We start from the raw sequence: 15,683 nt of genomic DNA, 5'->3' as shown, positions 1-15,683 counted from the left end.
GGCCACGCTGCGCATCGACGCAGGCGCCGCCGGTACGACCGGCGCCGGATGGGCCGTGTGCGATGCGCCCGCCTCCGAGTCACCCGCCCCGACCGTCGGTGTCGACTGCCCGTCCGGCGCCACGATGTACGTGGCCGTCTCGGGTGCCGAGGCCACTCCTGCCGCCCCGCCGCAGGAGGGTGCACCGCAGGCTCCCGGCCGTCGCGGCCCCGTGGTGCTCGGCCTGTCGGCCAGCCACGACGCCTCGGCCTGTCTGTTCCAGGACGGCCGGGCCGAAGTGGCCGTACAGCAGGAGCGGGTGACCCGCCGCAAGCACGACGGGGTCGGATACCTCTCCTCGCGTGCGGCCGCCGACTACTGTCTCTCCTCGGCCGGGATCGCCGCCGACGACGTGGACGTCTTCGCTTTCAACGCGCAACCGCTGCTGCCCGGTTACACCGGTCTGTGCGTGCCGTCCGCAGCCGACGGCTTCGACCTGTTCGATCCGTACGACGAGCGGGTGGTGTACGTCTCGCACCATCTCGCCCACGCGTTCTCGGCGTTCTGGGGCTCGCCCTTCGACGAGGCCGTGGTCGTCGTGTGCGACGGCTCCGGCGGCTCGGTGCTCGGCGCCGACGACCTGCTGATCAGCGGTCCCGAACTCAAGGAGTACCTCGCCCAGGAGCGCCAGGGGCGGCTGCCGCAGGTGCATGTGTTCTCCGTCTACCACTTCCACCAGGACGGCTACCGCCTGCTGTTCAGGGAGAGCGCGGACTCCTTCAACGTACGCGTCGGCTCGTCCTCCCTCGGCGAGACCTACGCGGCCGTCAGCCAGTACGTCTTCGGCGACTGGCAGGAGGGCAGCGGCAAACTCATGGGCCTCGCCCCCTGGGGCAACGCCGACGCCGCGGGCCCCAGCCTCCTCGAACCCGGCCCGGACGGCCTGCCTCGCTTCCGCGGCGACTGGAAGGACCACTACCGCGCCCCCGGCTCCGGCAAGGACCCGATGGCCTGCGCCGACCTCGCCGCCCGCGTCCAGGCCGACCTGGAACAGGCCCTGGTGGAGCGCATGCGCCACGCCATGAAACTGCTGCCCGACTGCCCCAACCTGGCCTACGCCGGCGGCGTCGCCCTCAACAGTGTCGCCAACGACCGCATCGCCCGGCAGAGCGGCGCCGACCACTTCTTCGTGCTCCCGGCCAGCAGCGACGCGGGGGTGTCCCTGGGCGCCGCGGCTGCCGCCCACTTCCGCGTCACCGGCTCCACGCGGCGCCCACTGGGCGAGTTCAACGACTACCTGGGCCATCCCTACACCAGCGAGGACCACGCCGCCGCCATCAACCTCTTCGGCGACCGGGTCACCACCGAGGACCTCGACCTGGAGGAACTCGCGGACCGCATCGCCGCCGGGGACGTCGTCGGATGGTTCCAGGACGGCTCCGAATTCGGGCCGCGCGCGCTGGGCAACCGGTCGGTGCTCGCCGACGCCCGCAAGCGCAGCACCTGGGACTTCATCAACTCGCACATCAAGTTCCGGGAGGACTTCCGGCCGCTCGCGCCGATGGTGCCCGAGGAGGTGGCCGCCGAGTACTTCGACCTCGACGCGCCCGCCCCGCACATGCTGCGGGTGGTGCCGGTCCGCGAGCAGTACCGCGACCGGCTCGCCGCCGTCACGCACGTCGACGGCACCGCCCGTGTCCAGACCGTCTCGCGGGACGCCAACCCGCGCATCCACCGCCTGCTGCACCTGGTCGGCGAACGCACCGGGTTCCCCATCATGGTCAACACCTCCCTGAACCGGCGGGGCGAGCCCATGATCGAAACCCCGCGTCAGGCCCTGGACATGCTCCTGGGCACCCATCTCGCCGCCATGGTCCTCGGCGACCGCCTGGTCCGCCGCCTCGACGGATCCGACGCCCCGCTCACCGTCGATTCCTGCATCGCCCTGGGCCCCGATGTCCGGCTCGTACAGGAACACGACGCGCACGGCAGCTCGCTGCGCATCACCGGGGGAGCGGAAGGCAAGTCGGGTGTACGGCTGCCGAGTTGGTGCTTCACCGCCCTGACGCGCGCGGCACCGGGCCGCCCCCTGTCCGCGTACCTGCCCGGCTGCGTCGAGGACGGCGGGCCGACCCTCGACGACGCGCTCGCCTTCCTCACGGCGCTGCGGGCACGATGCCTGCTGGTCCTCACGCGGGAGGCGCCGCGGGCGCGGCCGAACCCGGGCCAGGGAGGCGACCGTGGCTAGCCCGACCACCTCCCGTCAGACGCCCGCGCCCCGCCCTGCTGCGACCCGTACCCGCACCAGCCCCCGTCCGGCCCTGTCGTGGCTGAGTGAGCGCGCCGGTGACCCCGTCATGTCCTCCTGCGGCACCTCACACCGTTCGGTACCCGTCGACGAGGCCGTCGCGCGGATCTGGCCGCTGAGGAACCGCATCGGCATCAGCCGCGTCGCCGACCTCACCCCTCTGGACATCCTCGGCATCCCCGTCTTCAGCGTGACCCGGCCACATGCGGCGACCGGCCAGATCACCCTCTGCCAGGGCAAGGGCAGCGGAAAACAGGAGGCGCTCGCCTCCGCGCTGTTCGAAGCCTTGGAACGGCACTGCGGATCGATCGCCCGCCCGACCCTGACCGCAACTACCGCCCAACTCCTGTGCGAGGGGCGGGAGTTCCTCGACGCCGACGCCCTCGGCCTGGACCGGCTGCCCGACGGGCCGATGGAATGGATCGAGGCCACCGACAGCGCGGACGGACACCCCGTCCTGTTGCCCGCCGCCGAAGTGCTCTTCCCCTACACGGCCCCTGCCGGCTGCGCCCGCCCCGTGCGGCCCAGCACCACCGGACTCGCCTCCGGTGCCACCCTCGCCGAGGCGGTCCTGCACGCGGCCTACGAAGTCGTGGAACGCGACGCTACCTCGCGGTACCTGCACGGGGGACCCGGACACCTGGTCGACCAGAACACCATCACCGGAGCCGTCGAACGGGACCTGCTGGCCCGGTACGCGCGCGCAGGAGTGGACAGCCTCGTCATCGACCTGACCCACACCACCGTGCTGCCGACCTTCGCCGTCTTCCTCTCCGACCCGCACGCCCACCAGGCCCACCTGGCCGTCTCCGGATTCGGTACGCACATCAACGCGGGCGTCGCCCTGCAACGCGCCCTGACCGAGGCGGCGCAGGCCCGGGCCACCGCCATCCAGGGCAGCCGAGAGGACCTGGACCGGGTCGCGGCCGTCTACCGCGCCGACCCCGCCAAACAACGCACCGCCTTCGTGCTGCGCGCCCTGGAAGCCCGCTCCCACGGCGTCACCGACTTCCGCGACCTGCCGACACCGCCCCCGCGATCGACCCGCGCCACCCTGGAGTACGTCGCCGATCACCTCCACCGGGGCGGCTACGACCAGGTCCTGCACACCGATCTGACCGTCACCGGACTCGATCTGCCCGTGGCCCACGTCGCGATCCCCGGCATGGTCGACTCGATCGTCGAGCCCGACAGGAGCCACCGTGCCCACCACTAGCGGGCACCGGCCCGTCGTCTACGGCGCCTCGTCCGTCCGCCCCCTGGACCCCGCCCTGCTGGCCGCCGTCGAGCTGCGGCCCCCGGTGCGCCGCGGCGACCTCACCGCCCTCAAACAGCGCCAGCCGGGCGTCGTGGTCCTCATCGACGGTCTGTTCGGCGCCACCATGGCCGTCACGCCCACCGAATGCCGCGATCTCCTCGACGCGGGCTGGACGGTGGTCGGCTGCTCCAGCATGGGCGCACTGCGGGCCGCCGACCTGTGGCCCCTCGGCATGATCGGCATCGGCGACATCTACACCCTCTTCCGGCTCGGCACGCTGACCTCCGACGCCGACGTCGCCGTCGCGCTCAGCCCCGAGGACGACCACGGCGAACTGACCGTGTCCACCGTCCACTTGCGGGCGATCCTCCAGGCGGCGCTCTCGGACGGAACCGTCACCGCGGCTCTGCGCGAGCGCATGGCCCGGCGCGCCGAGGACATCTACTGGCTCGAACGTTCCTGGGCCGCCTGCCGGGCCGCATGGCGCACCGACGGCATCCCGTCGGCCGCCATCGAGTCCGTGCTGCGCCTGGGCCGGGACGCCCGCCTCCACCCCAAGGTCCGAGACGCCGAGACCACGCTGCGGTCGGTACTGGCGCAGACGTGGCCCGGGACCTCGTACGCACCCGCAGGCACGGGAGCCCTGCGCGAGGCCGAGCACACGGCGGAGGCAGTCGGCGACAGCGTGCAACCAGTGCAGCGAGTACAGCCGGTGCGGCGCTGCGCGGCCTGCCAGGCGCGGCTGGCAGGCGACGCGCTGTTCTGCCCGACCTGCGTCTCCGAGGCACACGAGACCTGCCTCTGACCCCGACGGGACACCATGCGATGCGGACACAAGCGACCAGGAAGATCCGGGACTTCGGTGCCGACCCGCAGGAACGCCGACTGCTGTTCACCGTCGCGGTAGACGCCACCGGCAGCGGCCTCCTCATCTCCGGCGCCACCCTCTTCTACACACGGGTGACCGGCCTGTCGAGTGGTCAGATCGGCGCCGGGCTGTCCGCGATGGGCGTTGTCGGACTGCTCGCGACGGTCCCCAACGGCCAACTCGTGGACCGGATAGGGCCACGCCGCGCCCTGATCGCCCTGCACCTGTGGCGCGCGGTGTGGTGCTCAGCCCTCGCCTTCGTGGACACCTTCTGGCAGTTCCTGACCACCCTGATGCTGCTCGGAGTCGCCGAGTTCGCCGGCATGCCCGCCCTTCAGGCGTACGTGGCACGGGCGTTCGGCGACGAGCGGCGGATGCGGGTCATGGCACGGGTCCAGGTGACCAAGAACACCGGGTTCCTGGTCGGTGCGCTGCTCGCGTCCGCCGCGATCGCCACCGGCACGACGCTGGGCTACCGGATGCTGCTGCTCGGCGACGGCGTGTCGTTCCTGATCGCCGCCGCGCTGATCGCCGCCGTCCGCACCGTCGCCGGACCCGCCTCGCGCCGCACCCGCGGGCCGTCGCCGCTCGCGCCGCTGAAGAATGCCAGGTTCCTGGCGCTGACCTGCTGCAACGGCATACTTCAGCTGAACCTGTCCGCCCTGACCGTCGGCATGCCGCTGTGGCTGGCCACCCGCACCCAGGCACCGCCCGCGATCGCCCCGCTGCTGATCGCCGTCAACACCGTCATCGCCATCACGTTGCAGATCCCGCTCAGCAGGGGCGCCGAGACCGTGCCCGGCGCGGGCCGGCACCTGCGCCGAGCGGGCCTCAGCCTGGCCCTCATGTGCACCACCCTGGTCCTCGCCTCGTGGACGTCCCAGGCCGGTGCCGCGCTCCTGATGGTGGCCTCCGTCGTCCTGCACACCCTCGGGGAGATCTGGCACGCTTCCGGCGGTTGGGGCCTGCAGTTCGCGCTGTCACCGGAGGAGGAACGGGGAAGCTACGCCGCCGCGTTCAGCCTCGGTCCGACCGCCGAGGGCATGATCGGCCCCTCCCTGGTCGGCGCCGGTGTGGTGGCCGCGGGTGCACCCGGCTGGCTGGCCCTGGCAGCTGCCTTCCTCGGTGCCGGCGCGGTCGCCCACCGCATCGCGCGCGGCGCCGCGGCGCCGGAACCCGCCGTACAGCTCAGTACGGCGGATCGTCGTGCAGCACCCGCTGATACAGCCGATGGTCCCGCCACTGTCCGTTGATGTGCAGATAGCGGGGCGCGGTGCCGATGAGCTCGAACCCGCAGCGTTTCAGCACCCGTTGGGAGGCGGCGTTCTCCGGAAGGGTGGTCGCCTCCATCCGGTGCAGGCCCAGTTCCTCGCGGGCGACCCGGCTGACGATCTGCACCGCGGCGCCCGCGAGCCCCTGCCCCTGCCGGTCCGCGGCCGTCCAGTACCCCAGGTAGGCGCTGCAGAAGGGCCCCTTCACGATCCCGGACAGGGTGATAGCGCCGACGACGCGTCCGTCGAGGTGGAACAGCCACGGCATCAGCCGCCCGCCCTCGTACTCCTTCAACTGGTCCCGCAACCGCTCGTGTTGGCCCTCTTCGGTGAAGAACCGCTCGCCGCGCCGGGGCTCCCACGGCGCCAGATGCTCACGGTTGTCGCGGTAGGCCCGGCTCAGCGCCCAGGCATCCTCGATCCGGGCCCGCCGCAGCACCACCCCACCGGGCAGCGCGCCCTCTTCAGCGATCATCCCGACACCTTAGTGCGTACCGGGTGAACCGGAAGGGCCCGCGTGCGCGTCCTGCGGGGTGGAGGCAACCTGGGCGTAGGCCTCCGGCCTGCGTGGGGTCTAAGGTCGGCAGGGAGAAACCAGAGCGATGGGAGGCGGCCGGTAGTGGTGCAGGACGAGGCCGTGGTCGGCTGCACAGGGGAGCTTCTCATCGGCACGCGTGGCTCGGCCGGCCCCGGCGAGATCCTGGTGCGGGTCCGAGGCGGATCCGAGACCTTCCTCGCCTGGTCGCAAGAACCCCTGCCGAAAGGGGCTACCGTGCTCGTGATCGAGTCCCGGGGACGTCGTGAAGTCGACGTCATGGAGTGGGCCGATCCGTTGGAAGCGTTGGGCGGCGACGCCGACGCCGGCTAAGGAGTAGAAGAATGTTCGGTTACCGCGTTCCCGCCCCCGATGAGGCGATGCTGATCTCGGGTGGCAGGCGGGGACTGGGGGGCGCGCCGTTCCGAGTGGTGACGGGGCACGGAAAGTTCGTGCTTCCGATCTTCCGCAAGACCCGCTTTCTCACCCTGTCGATGTGCGAGTCCGAAGTGACGGAAACGTGTGTCACCAAGCAGGGCATCTCACTGCACGTTCGTGCCGTGATCGCGTTCAAGGTCGGCAACGACACCGAGAGCATCATCAACGCCGGACAGCGGTTCCTCTCCGACCAGGACCAGATGTCCGTGCTGACCGGCCGCATCTTCGCCGGCCATCTGCGCGCCATCATCGGCTCGATGACCGTCGAGGAGATCGTCACCGAGCGGCAGAAGCTCGCCGCCGAGGTCCTGGACACGTCCAAGATGGAGATGGCCAAGATCGGCCTGATCGTGGACTCGCTGCAGATCCAGTCCATCGATGACGGCGACACCGGCTACATCGACGCCATGTCCGCACCGCACAAGGCGGCCATCCAGCGGCAGGCCCAGATCGCCCAGGCGCAGGCCACCCAGGCGTCGGTCGAGGCCGAGCAGGTGGCGGCGCGCAACCAGGCCGAGTACGCGCGCCAGACCGCGATCGTGAAGGCGGAGTACTCGGCCGAGGTGGACCGCGCGCAGGCGCAGGCCGCCCAGGCCGGACCGCTCGCCCAGGCGCACGCCCAGCAGGAGGTGCTCGCCGCTCAGACCGAACTGGCCCAGCGCGCGGCCAAGCTGCGTCAGCAGGAGCTGGTGGCCGAGATCGTGAAGCCCGCCGAGGCGGAGGCCGAGCGGATCAAGCTGCTCGCCGTCGCCGAGGCCGAGCGGATGAAGATCCAGGCGGAGGCGGCGGCTTCGTACGACCGTGTCGCCCTTGACCGGATGCTGATCGACCAGCTTCCGCTGATCGTGAAGGAGGCCGCGGGCGGACTCGCCGGCGCCAACGTCAACGTCCTGAACGGTGCGGACGGCCTTGGGGAGATCGCGGCCGGCCTGGTCGCCCAGGGCCTGACGATCCTGGACTCGGTCCGGCAGAACCTCGACGGCCAGAACTCCGAAAACCGCCCTGAGAAGACCAACGGCCTGCTGGAGCTGCAGGGTTACCTGCGGACACCCGAGTCGGACAAGGGCGCCGACGAGAGGAAGCCGGGCGACGGACCCGTCGGCATCGACTAGGCCGCATCGTCGGCACGGCTTGCCTGAACGGCCGCGGCAGGGGCGGAAAAGCCCCTGCGGTACGGCAGTTGAGGCTCGCCGGGCCGCGTCAGGCGAACCAGTCGGTGGTGCCGGCTCCGAGTTGCAGTTGAGGGGAGCTCGGAGCCGGAGCGGCGGGCTGCTGAGGCAGCAGACCCCCGGGCGCGGGGCCCCAGTTGAGGACCCAGTCGAGTTCGCGCTGGAGTCGACGGGCTTCGTTGCGAACCTGCAGCGGGATGTCGCCGCGTTCGGATATCAGCTGGGCGTAGATCGGTGCGTCGTGCACGAGCGGTGCTTCTCCTCCGGACTGATGCCTGACCTCAACTGTAAGGCCGCCGCGTCGCGGCAGCCTCCATACTCCCAGTTCGGCCAGAACCAGACACCGCGCGTCCAAGGAGCGGCACCAGGCGCCGTAGGCCCGCGTCCACTTCCACCAGCTTCGAAACGTGTTGCCCGCCCGATCGGCTCGGCCGACGCTGATCGGGTCCAGCCGGACGTGACCGGCTCGGCTCACGAGGAGAGGCAACGCGCATGGTGGAAGGTCGCACGAGGAGATTCGCCCGGCTCGGGCGTGCCCTGGCCGCATCGGCGGCGACGTTCGTCGTTCTCGCGGCGAGTACGGGACAGGCCGGCGCCGCCGAGGGCGGACCGGGTTTCGCGGCGCAGGCACGAGCAGCGGGTCTCACTGGCGCCGAGGCCGTGACCCTGCAGAACCGCGTCGACCGGTACCTCGCCGAGATGGGCGGCACCCAGGTCGCCGCCAACAGGATCGACCTGGGCGGCCGGTCGTCCGTCACCGTGCGGCTGCCGGGGGAGAAGGCGGCCCGTGACCTCTCCGGGTCCCCGGCCTCCGGCGCCGTGTCCGGACGGGACCGGTGCGACTACAAGTACATGTGCGCCTTCTCGGACACGATCTTCCGCGGCGACCGCATCGACATGTACGTCTGCGACGACTACCCCATCCCCTGGTCGAACGACGGATCCTGGGTCAACAACCAGACCGCGGGCACGGTCTCCCAGTTCAAGGACAAGCAGGGCCATGTCGGGTGGCACGACGGAGGCGCCTACGAGGAGGACATCAGCGCTCCTTGGTACTGGGTGTACGACGTCCGCAACTGCGGCTGACCTTCCTCACCGTGCTCGGCCGTCCCCGGCGGCGCTCTCGCCCGTCGTGCGGTGCTCGGCCTCGACCAGGCCGGACTCGTACGCGGCGATCACCGCCTGCGCACGGTCGCGGACGTCGAGTTTCCCGAAGATGCTGGTGATGTAGTTCTTCACCGTGGAGACGCTGATGTCCAGGGCCCGGGCGATCTCGTTGTTGTCGAGCCCGGTCGCGATGAGCCGCCACACCTCGACCTCGCGGGGTGTGAGTTCGCCCAGGTCCACGGGGGGACGCTGCGGAGGGCGGGGAGCCCTGACGTACGCGGAGATCAGCCGGGTGAGCAGGCGCGGGGCCACCGCGGCCTCACCACTGCGGACGGTGTGTATCGCCGCGACCAGATCCTCGGGAGAGCTGTCCTTGGGCAGGAACCCGTAGGCGCCCGCGCGCAGGGCGGCGACCACGTACTCGTCCATGTCGAAGGTACTGAGAGCGAGGACCCGGCACTCGGGCAGGGCTCGCGCGAGTTCCTCCGTCGCCCTGACCCCGTCGAGGACCGGCATGCGGATGTCCATCACGACGACATCGGGCCGCAGCCGGTGCGCGAGGGCGACGGCCTGCTCACCGTTGTCGGCCTCGCCGACGACCTGGAACGACGGGTCGGGGCCGAGGATCAGGGCCAGTCCGCGCCGTACCAGCGGCTGGTCGTCCGCGATCAGTACACGGGTCGTCTCCACGGGTTCGCTCATCGCGGCAGATCCTCTCCCTCGGCCGCGCCCTCTTCCGCCTGCGGCGATTGCTCGTACGGCGCCAGCGGCAGGCCGGCCCGCACTTCGAACCCGCCGCCGTCGAGCGGACCGGTGGACAGGGAACCGCCGTGCAGCGTGACGCGTTCGTGCATGCCGATCAGACCGTATCCGCTCCGGCCCGAGCGGTTCGGCCCGCCGCCTCCCGCACCTGCCGAGGAGCCTGAGCCGTCGTCCCGTACGGCCACGACGAGCCGGTCCGGGCCGTACGTCAGGTGCACCTGGGCCCGTGCCTGGCCCGCGTGCTTGCGGGCGTTGGTGAGGGCCTCCTGCACGATCCGGAACACGGTGAGGCCGATGGTCGGTGGCAGCGGGCGCTCCCGGCCGTGCACGGTGAACTCGGTGGGCAGGCCCGCCCGGCAGGACTCGGCGACGATGCGGTCCAGGTCGGCGGCACCGGGCTGGGGAGCAGGCGGTGCCTCGTCGGGTTCGTCGTCGGCACGCAGGACGTCGAGGAGTTGCCGCATCTCCCGCAGCGCCATGCGTCCGGAGTTCTCCAGGGTCACCAGGGCGTCGCGGACCACGTCGGTGTCATGGGCGAGGTTGGCCCGGGCGCCACCGGCCATCAGCTGCATGGTGGTGATGTGGTGGGAGACGATGTCGTGCAACTCCCGGGCGATACGGCGGCGTTCCTCGGCCACCGCGCGCTCGGCCAGCAGCCTGCGCTTGGCTTCCACGTCCTGCTGCCAGCGGTTGATCACGACGGCGGCGCCGACGACGAGCGCGGCCGCCGCCACATTGCCCACGATGTTCCAGCGCAGCGGGTACGGACCGGCGGCGTGCCCCAGCAGCGGTACGCCCGCTGCCGCCACCGCTGCCGGCACGGTCACCAGGAGGCCGCGGGCCCGCGCGACCGAGTACAGGCCGACCACGACGGCGCCGCCGAAGTTCTGCGGCGTCTGGACGGTGAGGTTCAGCGTCCCGCTGAGCACCAGGACCGCCGCGAACGCGAGAAGCGGGTCGCGGCGTCTGAAGAGCAGCGGCATCGCCGTCCCCACGACCAGGGCGACTCCGGGCACGGTGACCGTGATGCCGTCGGTCTGGCTGCCGATGAGGTAGCCGAGCAGGTCCACGGCGGCCGCCCCGACGGCGACGAGCGCGTCGTCGCGCGTCCACGGCAGCGTGCGGTCGCCCAGGGCACGCGGCACGAGGTGGCGGTACGTCGGCATGGTGGTCCTCCTCGACGCCGGGCCTTCGCCGGTACGCCGTGACAGTGATCGTTCTTGATCCATTCTGGCAGCGCGCAGCCGCCTGAACAGGGCCCTGAGACCGACCTTGCGACCAGGACCCTGGTCCTGGTCGGCGACGAACGGCGGACCCCGCTCCCGGGTCCATTCTCGTTCTGCGCTCGGACGATCCTCCTCTTTCCCGCTGATGAGCTGGAGCCCGGCCGGGAAACCCCGGCGAAAGACCAAAGCGGGAGGACAACGTGATCCGCGCCCTGACCGGATTCTCGACCAGAAATCCGTGGAAGGTGATCGCCGTCTGGGCGGTCCTGGGGATTTTCCTGACCATGGTGGGCCAGGCCCTCATCTACCGAGTCACCGAAACGCAGACCGGGGACTTCCTGCCCGCGAAGTACGACTCGGCCGCCGCCCTGAAGATCGCCGAGGAGAAGTTCGGGGTCAAGCCCGACGCCAACGCCGTGACCCTGTTGGTGGCCCGGTCCGACGGCAAGCCGCTCACCGCCGCCGACCAGCGGCGCATCGGAGCCGAGGCCAAGGAACTCGGCCGGCGGCGAGTCACCATGCCCAAGTCCGACGACGGACCGGCGATCCTGCAGAAGGACTACTCGCAGACCCCTCGGATCAACCCCGCCATGGTGGCACCCGACCGGAGCTTCGAGCTGCTGACCGTCGCCCTGACCGGCAATTCCACGGATCCCGGACTCGAGAGCGTCTTCCGCGAACTCCGAAAGGACGCCACGACGGAATTCGCCGACCTGGGCATGCGCACCGGATTCACCGGAGGCCTCGCCGACAGCGTCGACACCGCCGACGCCGAGAAGACCACCTCGACCATCGCCGGCATCCTCACCTTCGGGCTCATCCTGCTGCTCAACGTGCTGGTCTTCCGCAGCGTCCTGGCGGCGATCCTGCCCCTGCTCGCCGTCGTGATCACCGGCGGCGCGGCCGCCGGCACCGTGGTCGGCGCCGCGGCACTCACCGGAATCAAGCTCGACACCTCCACCCCACAACTGATCAACGTCGTGCTGCTCGGCATCGGAATCGACTACTTCCTGTTTCTCCTGTTCCGCTTCCGTGAGCAGTTGCGGGCGCGACCCGAACAGCACCACCGTGCCGTGGCCGCCGAAGTCACCGGCCGGGTGGGCACCGCGATCACCTCGGCGGCGCTGACCATCGTCGCCGCCTTCGCCACGCTCGGTGTGGCGTCCTTCGGACAGTTCCGTGTACTCGGCCCGGCCATCGCCATAGCCGTCCTGGTCATGCTGCTGGCCAGCCTCACCCTCATGCCGGCCCTGCTCGCGGCCGCCGGGCGCAGGATGTTCTGGCCCTCGCGCGCTCTGAAGCGCGCGCCCCACGAGGGCTCCGCCGGGCGCTTCGGCGCCCTGGTCGCGCGACGCCCGCTGGTCCTCGTACTCGCCTCCGTGGCCCTCCTTGGTGCCCTCGCCGCGGGAACGGTCGGGATGCGGATGGACTACGGCCAGTCGGGCACCCCCGGCGACACCGCGGCCGCGACGACCGCCGCCGAGATCTCCCGCGCGCTGCCCGCCGGGGTCTCGGACCCCACGACCGTCTACGTCACCGCCGACAACGGCGGGACCCTCACCCGCAGCGGGCTCGGGGCACTGTCCCACGCGCTCGGTCAGGTCAAGGGCGTCGGAAAGGTGGGCGGAACCTCCTTCGCCCAGGACCGCACGGCGGCGCGGATCGACCTGTACCTGACCGTCGATCCGCAGTCCCAGAAGGCCCGCGACCTCGTCTCCGGACCTGTCCGCAGCACCGTCACCGCGCATACGCCGGACGGCACACAGGCTCATGTGGGTGGCACTGCGGCGATCTTCACGGATGTCGCCGATGCCGTCGACCACGACCTGAAGATCGTGTTTCCGGTAGCGGCAGCCCTGGTCGCCCTGATCCTGTTCATGCTGCTGCGCAGTCTGCTCGCGCCGGTGATCCTCATGATCTCCGTCGGACTCGGATTCGCCGCCACCCTGGGCGCCTCCGCCCTCGTGTTCCAGCACGTCCAGGGCAAGCCGGGCGTCAGCTTCACCCTGCCGCTGGTCCTGTTCCTGTTCGTCGTAGCCCTGGGCACCGACTACAACATCCTGATCAGCGACCGTATCCGGGAGGAGATGGAGCGGCCGGGGCCGGCCCGGGCGGCCGTCGCCCGCGCCGTACGGCACACCGCACCGGCCATCGCCACGGCCGGACTCGTTCTCGCGGGCTCCTTCGGCAGCCTCGCCGTCAACCCGGCCCCGGCGACCCAGCAGATCGGCTTCGCGACGGCCCTTGGCATCCTGCTCTCCGCTTTCGTCCTGTCCATAGCCCTGGTGCCCGCACTGGCCGCCCTCCTCGGCCGCGGCATCTGGTGGCCTGTACGCCCGGGCCGATCCGCACACCGGCAAGGACCCCGGCACGACACGGACGCACCGGCGACCGAGCCCGACCGGATGACCGTCGGCTGAACCGCTGCCCGACACTCAGTGCGGGAAGGCGCGAGGCTGCCGCTGGCGCGGCAGCTCGTCACGGAACCGCTCGATGGCGGAGCTGATCTGACGGGTGAGGTAGGTCTGCTCCAGCCGGTCGAGATAGAGATTGCGACGCGCCAGACCGACGGCTTCCACGCAGAAGTACAGCGACATCAGCGGGTTGATGAACAGTTCACCGCCCTTCGTGCGCTCGGTGAACCGGACATCACCGAACCCACCGCCCACGGCGGCGGCGATGGAACCGTTGACGATGCTCGGGAACTCCGGCGTGGACGCCTGCGCGTGCGCGACGGCGTCGAGATAGAGGGCGCCCTCGCGGCTGTCGCGGTGCACCGAGAACGCCCCGAGACCGGCGCCGTCGCGTTCCAGCGCCGCCAGGTTCTCCAGCACCAGCGCGTGGTTGACGCCGTGGTAGGCGTCCACACCGAAGCCGATGCAGGCCACGAGCCGGTGCGGCACGTCGTGCAGCCCGTTGACGGCGGCGAGACTGGCCATGTCCTCCTCGGGAGTGCCGAGACCATGCTCGTCGCCGCGCATCAGAATGTCGGTCCCGCCGTCCACCAGCACGATGGCGTCGACTCCGCCGAGGTGCTCGATCAGCGCCCGGTAGGCGGCACGCAGCGGCTGCACCCCGGTGCGGTCGAGGGCGTACACGGTCGACGGCAGGCCCTGCAGTTCGAGCCACCGCGCCAGGGTGCGTTCGGGAAAGTAGTCACCTCGTGCGGTGGTGTCCGGGCGGATAGCGGCGATGTCCCGGTCCACCCAGACGTCGAGGTCCAGGCCGCCCAGATCGGCGAACGAGAGGTTGGCCAGATGAACGTCCTTGCCCGCGGCGCGCAGCGCGAACGCCAGGGGAAGTCCGGCATAGACGTCGAAGCCGCCGCCGGCGCCGGCGACAAGGATGCGCTGGGCATCGCGCAGGCGGGTGAACAGGGCGGGTTCGTGGAGGGAGTACATCCGGGGGACGGTAACAGCGGGTGCCGGGCGGGGCGTGGGGAATTCCACGCGAGAGGCCACCGATCAGCGCGAGCGCGATTCCTCGCGGCGCCGGTGACGCCCGCGGGCGAGGTCGTGGGCCGTGCGCAGAAGCTCGCGGACCGGCTGTTCGCTGCGCGGGCCCGGGTTCACCACGGCCAGCCAGCCGAGGTTCCCGTACACGGGGTGCGCCATCACCGTGTCGGGCAGGCTCGGGTCGACGCCGCTCGGCGCGGACTCCTGGGGATCGTGCCCTGTCCACCGGGCGAAGGCGGCCCTGCCCGCGTTGGCATTCAGGCGGAAGGCGCCGGGCCGGGACAGACGTGACCCACGGTCGTCGGGGTAGTCCTTGGTCACGACGGTGGCGAAGGGCTGAGCCGTGCTCGGGACCGTGCCGTTTGGTGCGTAGAAGAAGAACACGTCCCCCCATGCGATCTCGGGTGAACCGTCGCCGGGCTCCGGTTTGTGAGTCAGTACTCCGCCCTGGGCCTCAAGGAACTCGATGATCTCGTCGATGCTCATGTGCTCTAGCGTTCCATTGAAGTGATAGTGGAGACTTCGGCCCGAAAACACGAGGTGACCTGTTGGAAAGTCGCAACTCGCACCGGCTCAGGACCGTCGACGTCGCGCGACGTGCAGGGTGCTCCGTCCAGCAGGTGCGCAACCTCGAGCGCGACGGAGTGCTGCCGCCGGCAGCGCGCACCGCCGCCGGCTACCGGATCTACGACGAGTCCCATGTGCGGTCCGCGCTGGCCTATCGGGCCCTGGCGGCCGGCACCGGGCCGGTCGAGGGCAGGAACCTCGTGCGAGCAGCGCACGCGCACCCGGCCGCGGGCCTGTTCGCCCTTCTGGACGCGGCACACGCTCGGCTCGACAAGGAGCGCCGCGACCTTGAGCTGGCCAAAGAGGCGGCCCGCGCGATCGCCCTGGAACCGATCGGCGACGCACAGCCGTCCGACGCCATGAGCATCTCCGAACTGGCCGACGCGCTCGGCGTTCGTCCCTCGACCTTGCGGCACTGGGATGCCGAGGGACTGGTGACACCCGCGCGTGGCGCTGCACGAGAAGCGCGCAGATACTCGCCCGACGACGTGTGCGACGCACGGATCGTCCATCAACTCCGCCTCGCCGGATACCGGATCCCTGCGCTGTCGGCCCTCATGCCGGACCTGCGCGGCGCACGTCGCCGGGACGACGTCACCGCGGGCCTGGCTGCCCGTGACGCAACCATCGAAGCGCGCTCGAAGGCCCTCCTTGAGGGTGCCGCCGCGCTCTGGGCACTCCTCACCGTCATGCCGCTGCGCACCATGTGGACCCCGCTGCACGCCGACGCGGACTGGCCG

At 71.0% G+C, this 15,683-nt stretch carries 15 protein-coding genes; 9 read left to right on the top strand and 6 right to left on the bottom strand.

Annotated elements, in window-relative coordinates; all coding sequences use genetic code 11:
• The 4 genes from ABZS97_RS39360 to ABZS97_RS39345 all read left to right on the top strand — a co-directional run.
• Positions 1-2,227: carbamoyltransferase C-terminal domain-containing protein (locus ABZS97_RS39360; RefSeq protein ID WP_356146707.1), on the top strand; the 2,227-nt coding region annotated here is incomplete at its 5' end.
• Complete coding sequence (locus tag ABZS97_RS39355) at positions 2,220-3,503, top strand: YcaO-like family protein (protein ID WP_356146701.1); 1,284 nt, start codon at positions 2,220-2,222, stop codon at positions 3,501-3,503. The genes ABZS97_RS39360 and ABZS97_RS39355, both read left to right, overlap by 8 nt.
• Positions 3,490-4,350, top strand: coding sequence for a TfuA-like protein (locus ABZS97_RS39350; RefSeq protein WP_356146697.1), 861 nt, complete (start codon positions 3,490-3,492; stop codon positions 4,348-4,350). Before ABZS97_RS39355 ends, ABZS97_RS39350 begins: the two co-directional genes overlap by 14 nt.
• Positions 4,351-4,370: 20 nt before the next feature.
• Positions 4,371-5,666: an MFS transporter gene (locus ABZS97_RS39345; protein WP_356146694.1), complete on the top strand. Its 1,296-nt coding sequence runs from the start codon at positions 4,371-4,373 to the stop codon at positions 5,664-5,666.
• Here the strand turns inward: ABZS97_RS39345 and ABZS97_RS39340 are convergent.
• A complete protein-coding gene (locus tag ABZS97_RS39340; protein ID WP_356146691.1) occupies positions 5,602-6,159 on the bottom strand; it encodes a GNAT family protein in 558 nt (185 codons plus the stop codon). The two genes, ABZS97_RS39345 and ABZS97_RS39340, sit on opposite strands and share 65 nt — an antisense overlap.
• A gap of 144 nt (positions 6,160-6,303) precedes the next feature.
• On the opposite strand from ABZS97_RS39340, the gene ABZS97_RS39335 reads away from it, so the two are divergent.
• Together ABZS97_RS39335 and ABZS97_RS39330 are read left to right on the top strand one after the other, a co-directional pair.
• Positions 6,304-6,552: a hypothetical protein gene (locus ABZS97_RS39335; protein WP_356146688.1), complete on the top strand. Its 249-nt coding sequence runs from the start codon at positions 6,304-6,306 to the stop codon at positions 6,550-6,552.
• A gap of 11 nt (positions 6,553-6,563) precedes the next feature.
• Entirely contained in the window at positions 6,564-7,769 is a 1,206-nt protein-coding gene (locus tag ABZS97_RS39330; protein ID WP_356146685.1) for an SPFH domain-containing protein, read from the top strand.
• A gap of 88 nt (positions 7,770-7,857) precedes the next feature.
• Here the strand turns inward: ABZS97_RS39330 and ABZS97_RS39325 are convergent, their stop codons facing one another.
• Positions 7,858-8,073 carry a hypothetical protein gene (locus ABZS97_RS39325; protein WP_356146682.1) on the bottom strand — a complete coding sequence of 72 codons (216 nt, stop codon included), beginning with the start codon at positions 8,071-8,073 and terminating at the stop codon, positions 7,858-7,860.
• Between the two features lie 245 nt (positions 8,074-8,318).
• On the opposite strand from ABZS97_RS39325, the gene ABZS97_RS39320 reads away from it, so the two are divergent.
• A complete protein-coding gene (locus tag ABZS97_RS39320; RefSeq protein WP_356146676.1) occupies positions 8,319-8,912 on the top strand; it encodes a hypothetical protein in 594 nt (197 codons plus the stop codon).
• 6 nt (positions 8,913-8,918) lie between these two features.
• Here the strand turns inward: ABZS97_RS39320 and ABZS97_RS39315 are convergent, their stop codons facing one another.
• Complete coding sequence (locus ABZS97_RS39315; protein WP_356146673.1) at positions 8,919-9,635, bottom strand: response regulator transcription factor; 717 nt, start codon at positions 9,633-9,635, stop codon at positions 8,919-8,921.
• Complete coding sequence (locus tag ABZS97_RS39310; RefSeq protein ID WP_356146670.1) at positions 9,632-10,861, bottom strand: histidine kinase; 1,230 nt, start codon at positions 10,859-10,861, stop codon at positions 9,632-9,634. Before ABZS97_RS39310 ends, ABZS97_RS39315 begins: the two co-directional genes overlap by 4 nt.
• A gap of 260 nt (positions 10,862-11,121) precedes the next feature.
• Here ABZS97_RS39310 and ABZS97_RS39305 point away from each other — a divergent pair, with 260 nt between their 5' ends.
• Complete coding sequence (locus ABZS97_RS39305; RefSeq protein WP_356146667.1) at positions 11,122-13,341, top strand: MMPL family transporter; 2,220 nt, start codon at positions 11,122-11,124, stop codon at positions 13,339-13,341.
• Positions 13,342-13,356: 15 nt separating this feature from the next.
• On the opposite strand, the gene ABZS97_RS39300 is transcribed toward ABZS97_RS39305, so the two are convergent.
• Complete coding sequence (locus tag ABZS97_RS39300) at positions 13,357-14,322, bottom strand: DUF1152 domain-containing protein (protein WP_356146664.1); 966 nt, start codon at positions 14,320-14,322, stop codon at positions 13,357-13,359.
• Between the two features lie 63 nt (positions 14,323-14,385).
• Complete coding sequence (locus tag ABZS97_RS39295; RefSeq protein WP_356146661.1) at positions 14,386-14,862, bottom strand: DUF6194 family protein; 477 nt, start codon at positions 14,860-14,862, stop codon at positions 14,386-14,388.
• 62 nt (positions 14,863-14,924) lie between these two features.
• On the opposite strand from ABZS97_RS39295, the gene ABZS97_RS39290 reads away from it, so the two are divergent.
• Positions 14,925-15,683 (top strand): MerR family transcriptional regulator (locus ABZS97_RS39290; protein ID WP_356146658.1); only part of this gene is annotated, 759 nt, incomplete at its 3' end.

The sequence above is a fragment of the Streptomyces sp. NPDC005485 genome (assembly GCF_040606085.1).
GTDB lineage: Bacteria > Actinomycetota > Actinomycetes > Streptomycetales > Streptomycetaceae > Streptomyces.
The sequence above is the reverse complement of the archived record's forward strand: the minus strand, read 5'-3'. Positions and strand labels throughout refer to the sequence as shown.

Bases quoted from the DNA above. Each gene is read 5' to 3' on its own strand.
- ABZS97_RS39320 (WP_356146676.1), top strand. From the start codon at position 8,319: ATGGTGGAAGGTCGCACGAGGAGATTCGCCCGGCTCGGGCGTGCCCTG.
- ABZS97_RS39345 (WP_356146694.1), top strand. From the start codon at position 4,371: ATGCGGACACAAGCGACCAGGAAGATCCGGGACTTCGGTGCCGACCCG.
- ABZS97_RS39330 (WP_356146685.1), top strand. From the start codon at position 6,564: ATGTTCGGTTACCGCGTTCCCGCCCCCGATGAGGCGATGCTGATCTCG.
- ABZS97_RS39315 (WP_356146673.1), bottom strand. From the start codon at position 9,635: ATGAGCGAACCCGTGGAGACGACCCGTGTACTGATCGCGGACGACCAG.
- ABZS97_RS39300 (WP_356146664.1), bottom strand. From the start codon at position 14,322: ATGTACTCCCTCCACGAACCCGCCCTGTTCACCCGCCTGCGCGATGCC.
- ABZS97_RS39310 (WP_356146670.1), bottom strand. From the start codon at position 10,861: ATGCCGACGTACCGCCACCTCGTGCCGCGTGCCCTGGGCGACCGCACG.
- ABZS97_RS39340 (WP_356146691.1), bottom strand. From the start codon at position 6,159: ATGATCGCTGAAGAGGGCGCGCTGCCCGGTGGGGTGGTGCTGCGGCGG.
- ABZS97_RS39295 (WP_356146661.1), bottom strand. From the start codon at position 14,862: ATGAGCATCGACGAGATCATCGAGTTCCTTGAGGCCCAGGGCGGAGTA.